Genomic DNA, 11,767 nt, shown 5'->3' with positions numbered 1-11,767 from the left:
TCAAGCAAAAGCCAGCTAGCCTGGCTTTTTTCCTTTAGCCAAATACACAGCGAAAGCAGGCCCCCTGTGGTTTTTGCAAATAGACCAGATCGCCGCCATGACTAACCATGATCTGCCGCGACAGACTCAGGCCAATGCCCGATCCCTGCTGTTTAGTCGTGAAGAAAGGCACAAACATCATCTCAACGACATGGGCTTCAACGCCCGGCCCGTTATCGCGGATCTCCACATACACCTGCTGTGCCTCATTTTGGGCCAGCGTCAGCTGAATTACCGGGTTGTCGATTTGCTGAGTGCCCCCTTGCTGCACCTGCTCAATGGCCTGAACCGCATTGGTGAACAAGTTTATCAACACCTGTTCGATCTGTCCGGGATCCAGCATCACCAGCAGCTTGGTTAACACGCTCAGCTCACACTGGATCCCTGCCGCACTGAGTTGGTTTTTGTGTAAGGCCACTAACCGCTCCAGCAAAGGCGCCAGGGAGGTGGGACTCAGACTCGGGCGTGGTAAACTGCTGATCGCCCTGAAGCGGGTAATAAACGCTCCCAGATGCTCAGTACGCGCAGCCAATGTATTCAATGCCAGGATCAAATCGTCTTTGTCGTCTTCATCATCAAAACACAGTGCATCGGGCAACAGTCCCCGGCAAGACTGAGCAATCGAGGACAAAGGCGTGATGGAGTTCGCCACTTCATGGGTCAACACCCGGGTCAGACACTTATAGGCCTGTTGCTCTTTGCTGTTCAGGGCAGTATGAATAGAGGTCAGGGTGATCACCTTACGGATCTGACCCTGAATTTGTGCGACGCTGATCTGTACTGACAAAGTATCCTGCTGCTCACCACGCTGCCAGGGGGCACTGGTTTTTAACTGGGTATCACAACTTTGAATTAACGCGCCAATCTGATCCAACTCAGTCACGCTGCTGACCGACTTACCCAGCAGACGTGCCACCGCCGGGTTGGACTCAATCACCTTGCCTTCACTGTCACACACCAGCACTGCCAGCTCAATGTGCAGCAACAAAGCCTGAAAAAACTGAGCCTGTTGCTCAGCTTTGAACCGCGCTGCCTGCATAGTATGACGGATCTCGTCATATTCCTGGTGCAGCGGATGACTGGGACTGAGTCGCAAAGAACTGTCGCCATTTACCAGCGCCCGGATCACCGCCGTGCTTTGTCTTTGCTGCCGGGCAAACAAGGTGAATATCGCACCACAGCACACCGCGATCAGCAACAATACAAGCAGCCAGGTGGCACTGAGCCCACTGTGCAGATATTGTCCGGTTGCCAAGCTTATCAGCACACACAAAAGGCCCAGCTGTAACCCCAGTAACCAGCGGGGATGACGTTTCAGATAGAACATGGTTACTCCCTACAGCCCATATTTTTCCAGTCGCCGATACATAGCACCGCGCGTCAACCCCAGCGCTTTGGCAGCGTGACTCACATTACCCTGATAATGCTTAAGTGCAGCACGGATGGCCCGCTGTTCCAGCACCTCCAGATCGAACGTGTCGTAACTCCCACAACTGTCTTGTACAGCCTCCAATGAGGTCGCGGTCGCGCCAATCACAGACGTCACATCCAGCGTATCGCCATCCGATAAAATCACAGCCCGCTCAATCGCATGGGCAAGCTCGCGAACGTTACCGGGCCAGCCATATCCGCACAGCGCGGCCATATCTTGCTCAGTGATCTGCAATGCGCGTTTGTACCTGTGTGCAAAGTGCGTCAGGTAGTAATTCACCAGCAAAGGAATATCCTCGCTACGCTCCCTCAGCGGAGGCAGACGGATTTCGACCGTATTGATGCGGTACAAAAGATCCTGCCTAAAGCGTCCTTCATTGACCGCCTGTTGCAGGTTGTCGTTCGTCGCACAGATCAGGCGGATATTCACATCAAGTGGTTTAGTGCCACCCACTGGGGTGATGCAACGATTCTGTAGCGCCGCCAGCAAGGTGGCCTGATGATTTAAGGGCAAATTCCCCAGCTCATCAAGGAACAACGACCCGCCACTGGCCAGCTCAAACCGGCCTATTTTATCGGTTTTGGCATCAGTAAAAGCGCCTTTTTTGTGGCCAAACAGTTCGCTTTCAAACAGCGCATCAGAAATGGCGCCCATATCCAGGCTGATCATGGGCTGTGCAGCACGCAGACTGGCGCGATGAATGGCGTGAGCGGCCAGCTCTTTGCCTGTGCCGCTTTCACCGGTGATCAGAATATTGGCATCAGACTGAGCCGCTTTGTCTATGGTCGCAAACACCTGTTGCATAACCGCACTTTGGCCCAGAAAGTCAAAGGCCGGGCCCGTTGATGACTCACTGAGCGCCTGATTCAGTCCTTGTGTCTGACGAGTCAGCTTACCCACCTGCTGCTTGTCTTTGGCGTGGGCAAACGCCGCCGCCACCGCCCCCAGTAACTGCTCGTTTTGCCAGGGCTTAGCAATAAAATCTGCCGCGCCGGCCTTAATGGCATCCACCGCCAGCTGAATGTCACCGTAGGCCGTCATCAGCAAGACCACGATACTTGGGTCCTGCGTAATGATTTTCTTCAGCCAGTAAAAGCCTTCCTGACCACTGATGGCATCACGATTAAAATTCATATCCAGCAGGATCACTTCAATGTTGTGGGCTTTAACCAGCTGTTCAATATCAAACGGATTGTCGGTGGTTTTGACCACCTGATAGTGTTGTTTGAGCAGCAACCTCGCCGCGATCAGAATATCCGGGTTGTCGTCCACTACCAAAATGGCCCCGGGCTGTTTTGCGCTCACGATTTGTCCCTAACTTATTTTTATTGGCTTACTAGCTTAGCGTATTGCACGAGTATGTGTCCATTTATGGGCACTTGCGTGATACCGACTGTTCTATTAGCGGACACCTGCGCCAGAGCAACAAGCCAAATAAAACGGTAGTCCTTTGTATTTATTATACTTTCAAGGTTGGCACGCGGTTTGATTACTTTAGTTCATACACCCGAACCGCATCAGACAGCAGGAGCTGCACTATGGATAAAAAGATAGAACGCTCAGGACTTAACAAGCACCTTAAGACGGGCGTCGCGGTTAGCTTAATACTAGCAACCGCCCTTGCCTACGCCTTTACACAATCGAGCAGCACCGGACGCAGCCAAAATGTACCACTAAACAGCCTGACCATCAGTACCGTAAAGCAGGGCCAGTTTGTTAATGCCCTGAGTCTGCGTGGTCAGGTGGTGCCAAAAACCACCATTTACCTCGACACCGTCGCTGGCGGCCGGGTTGAAGAGCGTCTGGTTGAACAAGGTGAGTATGTTGAACAAGGTCAGCCACTGGTGCGCCTGAGCAATACGAATCTTCAACTGGATGTCATGAGCCGTGAAGCGCAAGTCACCGAGCAACTTAACTTTCTGCGTAACACGCAAATGAACATGGAAACCAGCCGCCTGAACCTGCGCCGCGACCTGCTGGAGATTGAACTGCAGATCAACCACCTGCAAAGGCGCTACACACAGTCGGCGCGACTGGCTAAAAAAGGCTTGCTGGCCCAGGACAAGCTGGATGAAATCAAAGATGATTTGGCCTACTACAAAGCCCGTAAGGAACTGACCCTGGATCGCCAAAAACAGGAAAACACCATCCGTGAAGTCCAGGTTGAACAGCTCGAAGACAGTGCTGAGATGCTGCAAAAGAACCTGCAATTTGCCCGTCACAACCTCGATAACCTGCTGATCAAAGCACCAGTGTCTGGCTATCTGAGCGAGCTGGACGTTGAAATTGGCGAGTCCAAAGAGCGTGGCGCACGCCTGGGTCAAATAGACATACCGAATGAATACAAGCTCACGGTCCGGCTGGATGAGTTTTATCTTAACCAGGTACACAGCGGCATAGCAGTACACGTCTCATTAGGCACCGAGCAAGTCACTGCGCACGTCAGCAAAATCGACAGCCGAGTCACTAATGCGCAATTTCAGGTAGAAGTAGCGCTGCCAGCCGGGCTGGACGGCATAAAACGCGGCCAGAACCTGGATGTGGCCCTGATGCTGGGTGACAGCAAAAACAATGCCCTGCTGGTCAAGCGCGGGGCGTTTTATACCAGCAGCGGTGGCAACTGGGTTTACGTGGTAGCGGGCGACACCGCGATCCGTAAAAACATCGTGCTGGGCAAGAAAAACCGTGACTACTTTGAAGTATTAGACGGACTGGCACCGGGCGATCTGGTGATCACCTCCAGCTACAGCCAGTTTGATAAAGCACAGACATTACAACTGAACTAAAACCAGAATAACAACAGCCTGAAGGAATTGAAGATGATTAAACTGACCAACCTAAGCCGGGTGTTTCGCACTGAAGACGTCGAAACCATCGCGCTGAACGAGATTGACCTACAGGTTAATGAAGGCGAGTTTCTGGCCATTATGGGCCCCTCGGGCTGCGGTAAATCAACCCTGCTGTCTATTCTAGGCATGCTCGACTCGCCCACCTCAGGCGCGTTTGAATTCGCTGGCACCGACATTGCCGGATACAGCGAAAAACGCCTGGCTGAACTGCGTAAAGCGTCCATTGGCTTCGTCTTTCAGAGCTTTAATCTGATTGATGAGCTGACCGTATTCGAAAACGTTGAGTTGCCCCTGCAATATCAGAACATTTCCAAAGCACAGCGCAAACAGCGAGTTGAAGCCATTTTAAAGCGCGTGGCCATTGACCACCGCGCCGACCACCTGCCGCAGCAATTGTCGGGCGGTCAGCAGCAACGGGTAGCCGTTGCCCGAGCGCTCGTGATCAACCCTAAGCTGATCCTGGCGGATGAGCCCACCGGTAACCTGGATTCCAGAAATGGCGAAGAAGTGATGGCCATGCTGCGCGAACTCAACCGCGAAGGCACCACTGTGATTGTGGTTACCCACTCGGAAAAAGAAGGGGCTTATGCCGATCGCCTGGTGCGGCTGCTCGACGGCCAGGTCATGCTGGACAAAGCCAACAGCGTTTCCCCTGCCGCTTAACGCACCGGAATTAAAAAGGGCGTATCTGTTATGATTGTGAATTATTTCAAAACCACACTCAGGGCGATTAAAAAAGACACCCGCCACTTTGCCCTTAACCTGACCGGTTTTAGTATTGGTCTGGCAGCCGCCATTATGGTGGCGTTGTTTGCGGCTTATGAGCTGTCTTTTGACAAACAACACCCCCATGCTGAGCGTGTTTACCGGGTGCATACCGATTACCGTGCTTGGGGCCTGCAACTGATCGCAGCCTCAGACTCACAACAGGCCCTGAATATGCAAAACCATGCACAGGTTGAAGACATCATGATGCTGGTGTCCACCGACAACCTGGCCTACTCAGCCGAGCCGATGGCGCTGGACGTCACTGTGGCGGGCGAGCAGGTACGCCTGAGCAAGGTCTATTTGGCCTCGGCCAATTTGCCGGAGTTTATCAATATGACGGTGCTGCATGGCGACCTGAACAGTGCCCTGAGCCGCCCGGGTTTGCTGGCCATCAGCCGGGCACAAGCGCTGCGTTTGTTTGGCAGCGTGAATGCCGTGGGCAAAACCCTGTCATATACACAGGGTCAGTATGAAGTGGCCGCGGTATTTGACGATCTGCCGGACAACACCCATTTTGTATTTGAAACCTTAACGGCGCTGCCCAAGGCCACCAAAATGCCCTTCATTGGCTATGTCTATATACGCCTGGCGGAAGGCACAGATGCTGGGCTTATCGCCAAGCAGATGACAGAGGCCATGCGCGAGCAGTCGACCGGCCGCCGCAAGCTCAGGGCCATAGAACTAAGCCGTCTGTCAGAGTTGCACTTTCACAGCAGTGGCCCGTTTGAGATGAAACAAGGCGGCTCTCGTCTGGTCATGCAGGTCTGTATTGCGTTAACCATTTTGTTGCTGGTGATTGCCAGTGTGAACTTCATCAACCTGAACATTGCCGGTGCCGCAAAACGTGCCAAAGAAGTGGGTGTGCGCAAAGCACTGGGGGCCAGCAAGCCACAACTGATCACTCAGTTTTTAACGGAATCTTTGTTTATTGTGATGGTGGCCGCGCTGGTTGCCCTGGCGCTAGTTGAAATGATGATCCCTTATGCCAATCAGCTGCTTGAACGCAGCCTGTCATTGAGCTTCTCGCCCTTATTTTTGGTCGCGGTGATGGGGGTCGTGGTGCTGATTGGGGTGATCTCTGGCCTCTACCCCGCGCTGTTTATCGCCTCATTCAGTGCCAAGCGGGTGCTCAGTGGCGACCTGCAACGTGGCAAAACGGCCATCTGGGTACGCAAGCTGACCCTGGGACTACAAGGGGCACTATCGGTGGCACTGATTGTTGCCGCAGCTGTGGTCTACAAACAAATGGCACTGATCAACGACCTGCCGGTTGGCTATGCAAAGCACGATCGTCTGATCATCAAAAACCTGCCCGCAGAAGCGTTGTATCAGGAAGCCGAGCCTCGCATATTGAGAACTCTCAAAGCGCTGCAAGGCGTCGCCCAAGTCACTCAGTCAGATACCCTGCTGACCAATGATATGACCTCAGAATTGTTTTTGGTGTTTCCAAACGGTGAGCGCCTGGAAGGCACACAACCGACTGTCGCCACCGGCTTCCATGCCGTTGAAACACTGGGCCTGGAGCTGGTAGCAGGTCGGGATTTCTTGCCTCAGTTTGCCAGCGACTGGATCCAAACCAGCGACGACAATATCCGATCGTTCTCTGTGCTGCTCTCACAGAGTCTGGCAAAACAAGCTGGCTACGATGACCCCAGCGTGCTGCTGGGCCAAACCCTCAGCTCACATGCAGGCACAGCCCGCGCGACGGTGGTTGGCATTATCAAAGACATTAAAATTGGCTCAGCACGTCAGCAGCAACTCCCGGTGTTACTGACCGCGGGAGACATTAATGTCGCAATTGGTACTCTGGTGCTCAAGCTTCAACCCGATGCAAACAAAGCGCAGGTGATACGCCAGGCCGAGCAGCTGATTCGCGATGAGCTGGCGATACCTGAGGTCGAAATCAGCCTGATTGAAGACGACTATCAGCGTGCCCACATCAACGAGTTCAGGATGCAGCAACTGGTGCTGCTGTTCAGTACTCTGTCTATAGTGCTGACCTGCATGGGGATTTTGGGGCTGGCGTCGTTTGCGACTATTCGCCGCCAAAAAGAAGTGGCTGTGCGCAAAGTGCTGGGGGCATCACGGCTCAGTATAGTGACCATTTTATCTAAGGAGTTCATCACCATAGTCGGCATAGGGGGGTTACTGGCCATACCCCTGAGCTACTGGGTGATGAGTGCCTGGCTGAATAACTTTAACGAACGCATTGAGCAGGCAGCCTGGGTGTATGCCGCCGCCACACTGGGTGTGCTGGTCATCACCTGGCTGACCGTTGCCTGTCTGGCCTTTAAAGCGGCTAGCACCCGTCCTTCGCTGATACTACGTTATGAATAACAGCCACCGTTAGCCACGACCAGGCGGCACATAAACCTACTGCTGTGTGCCGCTTTTTTTATTTACCCCCAAATAAGCGCTGTAACAGCACTGCGCGCTCAGTGCGCGGTATCGCCATGGCCCGGTCGATATCTGCCTGAGTCAGCACCCTGCCATGATGTGAAGAGACATACTGCGAAACGTCAATCCCCTGCTTGTTGAGCGTGCCCACCAGCGTATCCAATCTATGGTAAGTATCTAAGTCTGGCCAGCGAGCTGGTGAGTGCAGCGCCTGTTCGAAACTGCTGCCAAACATGTCCTCTGTCAGTAAAATCTGTGAGTCAGGCAGGTAGACAATCAGGTTATGTGCAGCATGGCTGTTGGGCACATCCAACAGACGGATTTTACCAGCAGCCAGCGTGTAGGAGGCAGGGATAGGTGCGATGTTAACGCGAGAACCCAGCTCAGCCTCAACCGCCGCTTGGTCGGCCGGATGGACGAGCAAGGTGGTGTTCTCAGCCTGAGTATCTGCTAAGCCTCTCAGATGATCGGTATGATGGTGTGTCACAATGTGATACTTCACAGGCTTATCAAGTGAGGTACTGTCTCTTAATTTGCTCAGTGCTTTCGCCCATGCGCCGGCCTGCTCGTTTATCTGCCAGGTACCTGCCGAGATCAGATAATCACCGGCATCAACAAATAAGGTATAACCCCAATCCTGACCAACAAAATACACGCCTGCTGCCAGCTCACGTATTGTCAGCCCGGCAACATCAAAAGGCTTTACCTTTGGCGCGCGCTGATAAGCCGCAGGAATTTGAAATAACGCTTCGCCGGGCTGCCCAACTTTAAGCGTGCGCGCCCGGCTGTGATAAAGCGGACCGGCTGCGGTGCTGACCAGCACCTGAGACGCCCACAGAATCCCCTGTGTTTTGCGGTGATTTATAAAGTCATAAAACCGTTTTTTACCTTGCAGCTCAGTCATCACCCGGCTCAGTGCGCCACTGTCCTGGTTCAGATAAAGTATATGCGTGGTCTGCGGATCATCATCCAGTGGCACAGCCATCACATCATGGGGGATACCTGCGATATAAGCCTTATCCAGCCACTGGCTGGTTTGTTTGAGCCCTGCCAGTTTACGCACGATCAGGGTATCCAGCATGGCGTCAAAGCCCAGCGTAGCATTCTCAAAGGAGATACGCGGGCTCGGTTGATATCGCTGCAAAGCATGATCAATGCTGGTACCCTTACCCGCGCTAAACAAGCGATGAGTCACTTCAGGTGTATCACTGCCATGACTGCCCACCCTGCGAGTGTTAGCCTGCTTAAACACCTTACGTTGCGAGGCAAAATCAATGTGATATTCGCTTTGTAATTCGCTCATATAAGTCACCATCGGGCCCTGCAAGGCATGGCCGCTCAGCCACTGAGAATAATGGTACAAAGATTCATTGACCGACAAGCCCGGCATAGTCAGTAAGCGTTCACCTCCGTAAGCCTCAACCGTACGTTCAATGATCTGTACCTCGCTCGTTTGTGCATGAGAAAGCGGACAAACGCCCAGAGTGGCCAGCGCACAACACAACACCAACATGGAGGGGCGCCTTAGTATCAGCAACATCCCGGTAAACAGAGTACTTAGCCACTGAGAAACATGTTTGAAACCGTGCCCGGAAGAACAGATAAAGCGTTTGTTATTATCAAAATACATAGGATTAGCGCTCTTTTATTATTGTCTGAGCGCCATTGGATGCCATGGCGCAGCACAACACCACAAAGCCACCCTAATGAAAAGCTGATGAATTGCTGAGGGACTGCAATGGTTCGACTTAACCTCGAATAAAAACAGCTAACCAACTGAATAAAATAGATAAGTCTTATATTCGTCATCATCCGTTCTTTTTTTCCGTCATCCCGGCCTCCGAGCTGGGATCTATTCACCAGCGACTCAGCACGGCGGCTTTACTCAGACACTTACACCCTCACATTACTGTTACCGTCCGCAACAACTGAGCTGTGTTTTTAGATGGTTCCCGGCTCGCTGGGCAGGATGACAAGGGAGAGAGCTGGTCGGGAGTGATTCAGCAAAGTGATTTCACTCAGGCAACAAAACCTCATATCCCTGCCTGCAGCAAAACAATGTCTCAAGTAACAGATCTGCATCCGCTGTTGCACACCTCGACAGACATCACATTGCGCCGTACACTCAATGCCGGATTCAGGCAGTAGCGGATTACAATGACACAGACAAGATTCTTTATTAACGCATATGAAATCGACCTCTCCCGCAGTGTCGTGATCCTCAATGAGCAGCACACCCATGTAGAGCCAAAGGTGTTGCAGGTTCTGCTATTGCTGGCACAGCGCCAGCGCGAACACGGCGAGCAAGTTGTTACCCATCAGGAGATTATGACGCACGTCTGGCAGGGCGTTGAAGTCGTGCCCAATGCCCTGCAACGCTGTATTGCCATTTTGCGTAAAGTACTGGGAGACGATGCCAAAAACCCCACCATTATCGCTACCCACCCAAAGATAGGGTACCGCCTGCTGGTCCCGGTACGCTGGCCAGAAGCGAAATCAAAACCTGCAGAAACTAAAACCCGAAAACCTTATTTGAAGCTAGTTATAACATTAGTAAGCACACTCTTACTGGGCACCTTGGTATACCTCAACTGGCCCACTGAGCCACTGCCCAAATACACTCGCCTCACCCCGGTGACCCACACCGATGCTCATGAATCTCATGCCCTATTCAGCCCGGATGGCCAGCATGTGATCTTTAACCGCTATGCGGGCAGCTGTAGCAGCCATTTGTGGGCAAGACACCTCGATAGTGGCAAAGAGTTTCAGCTCAATAATACACCCGGCCAATTTGGCGCACCCAGTTTTACCCCGGATGGCAGAGAGCTGGTGTTTGCAGCCAAAGCCGACTGTGATCAAGACATTGTCACCGACAAAATGCACACATGCTGGGCATTGGCCACGTTAGATTTCGCCCTGGCACTGGCTAAACCCCAAGCCATTGAACCTCGTTACCTGTGCAGCTCAGGCCAGCCCCACACACCTAAAGCCCTGCCCAATCATGCTTATGCCTTCTTACAACACAGCCCTGACCAAACCCGGCTGGTTCAATACGATGACTTAACTAAGGCTGTCATCCCCTTATATTCCGCCACAGATGACTACCTGTATCACTTTGATTATCACGCGCCCAGCCAGCGTTTTGCGTTGTTTAGCCGGGATAAGCAGCGCAACCACAGATTGACGCTCCTGGATAAAAACGCGCAAATACTTCACAACAGCCCGATAACCCTGCTTCCCAATATGGACCCCAATGCCCTGCTCGCCGGCCATTTTTCTGCCGACGGTCATACCCTGTTGGTTATCAGTCATGGTCAGTTATATAGCCTGGAACTAAACGGTGAATTGAACCTGCTACCGACTCCGGCCACTAATCTGGTATCCGCAGATCAGCACCCGGACAGTCATACTCTGGTGGCGGTGATTGGCAGAAAAGACATTGATATCGTAAAGCTGGCGCTCAATCACGGTGATCTGGCTGTGACCACACAAGCCCCCGATCTAAACACCCGCTCTCTGCCCTACCCGAGCTTGTCACGCACCCAGGCCCAGGAGCGGCAGCCGCAGTATTCACCGGACGGTCAGCATATTGCATTCATATCCAATCGCAACGGAGTGGATCAGCTCTGGGTTTGGCAGAATGACCAGGTCATTGCACTCAGCGATGCCAGCTTCCCCCATCCTGTCCATGGGTTTGTCTGGTCGCCCGATTCAACTCAGTTGCTCTGGGCGCAGGGCGGAAAACTGTACCGCTCAGGATTATCTGGCCAGCAGCACAGCCTGAGCACAAAATTGCCCATTCATTCTGTACAAGCCTGGCATAAACAAGAGCAACTCTTGGTGCTGATAAACGACCCCATGCCCGGTGGTTTATATCGTTATGACTTAACAAGTAACCGGCTGACTAAACTGGGGATTAACGGCGTACAGCGCGCATGGCAGGTGGATGAGCAGGTGTACTACAGTGATGCTCAGAGCAGGGTAAAGCGCTTTATGCCGGGTGAAAATCCCGCTGACGCCATAACGCTCCCATCCCTGAACGGGCGTGCTATGGTCATAAAAGGCGAGCATATCTACAGCGTCGACCAGACAAACCTGACGCTGAACCGGTACAACTTAGACGGAAACTTGCTCAATACGCTGCGTTCCCTGAAACCTACCGCCTGGAAGATCAGCGATGTGCAAGGGAAGCAACTGCTACTGGAGCAGTTTATCGGTATCGATCAGGAGCTGGTGTTGATTAACTAAAAGCAACAGCTCCCTTCTGTGTCATCCCGTGCTT

The 11,767-nt window shown here is 52.7% G+C and carries 7 protein-coding genes; 4 read left to right on the top strand and 3 right to left on the bottom strand.

The window, feature by feature from the left end; genetic code table 11:
* Positions 1 to 34: 34 nt before the first annotated feature.
* The gene (locus tag MHN31_RS16175; protein WP_239444777.1) at positions 35 to 1,366 is read right to left on the bottom strand and encodes an ATP-binding protein; all 1,332 of its coding nucleotides are present in this window, start codon (positions 1,364 to 1,366) and stop codon (positions 35 to 37) included.
* Positions 1,367 to 1,375: 9 nt separating this feature from the next.
* Positions 1,376 to 2,776: a sigma-54 dependent transcriptional regulator gene (locus tag MHN31_RS16170; protein WP_239444776.1), complete on the bottom strand. Its 1,401-nt coding sequence runs from the start codon at positions 2,774 to 2,776 to the stop codon at positions 1,376 to 1,378.
* A gap of 233 nt (positions 2,777 to 3,009) precedes the next feature.
* Here MHN31_RS16170 and MHN31_RS16165 point away from each other — a divergent pair, with 233 nt between their 5' ends.
* The 3 genes from MHN31_RS16165 to MHN31_RS16155 are packed head-to-tail and all read left to right on the top strand — an operon-like array spanning position 3,010 to position 7,425.
* Positions 3,010 to 4,257 (top strand): HlyD family efflux transporter periplasmic adaptor subunit, encoded by a 1,248-nt coding sequence (locus tag MHN31_RS16165; protein WP_239444775.1) that lies wholly within the window; start codon positions 3,010 to 3,012, stop codon positions 4,255 to 4,257.
* Positions 4,258 to 4,290: 33 nt separating this feature from the next.
* On the top strand, positions 4,291 to 4,983 hold the full coding sequence (locus tag MHN31_RS16160; RefSeq protein ID WP_010383901.1) for an ABC transporter ATP-binding protein: 693 nt from the start codon (positions 4,291 to 4,293) through the stop codon (positions 4,981 to 4,983).
* A 30-nt stretch (positions 4,984 to 5,013) separates the two neighbouring features.
* On the top strand, positions 5,014 to 7,425 hold the full coding sequence (locus MHN31_RS16155; protein ID WP_239444774.1) for an ABC transporter permease: 2,412 nt from the start codon (positions 5,014 to 5,016) through the stop codon (positions 7,423 to 7,425).
* Positions 7,426 to 7,483: 58 nt separating this feature from the next.
* Here the strand turns inward: MHN31_RS16155 and MHN31_RS16150 are convergent, their stop codons facing one another.
* Positions 7,484 to 9,115: a hypothetical protein gene (locus MHN31_RS16150; RefSeq protein WP_239444773.1), complete on the bottom strand. Its 1,632-nt coding sequence runs from the start codon at positions 9,113 to 9,115 to the stop codon at positions 7,484 to 7,486.
* Between the two features lie 527 nt (positions 9,116 to 9,642).
* On the opposite strand from MHN31_RS16150, the gene MHN31_RS16145 reads away from it, so the two are divergent.
* Positions 9,643 to 11,733, top strand: a complete 2,091-nt coding sequence (locus tag MHN31_RS16145) for a winged helix-turn-helix domain-containing protein (protein WP_239444772.1) — start codon at positions 9,643 to 9,645, stop codon at positions 11,731 to 11,733.
* Positions 11,734 to 11,767: the final 34 nt, after the last annotated feature.

Source organism: Pseudoalteromonas sp. McH1-42 (assembly GCF_022347845.1).
Lineage (GTDB): Bacteria > Pseudomonadota > Gammaproteobacteria > Enterobacterales > Alteromonadaceae > Pseudoalteromonas > Pseudoalteromonas rubra_D.
The sequence above is the reverse complement of the archived record's forward strand: the minus strand, read 5'-3'. Positions and strand labels throughout refer to the sequence as shown.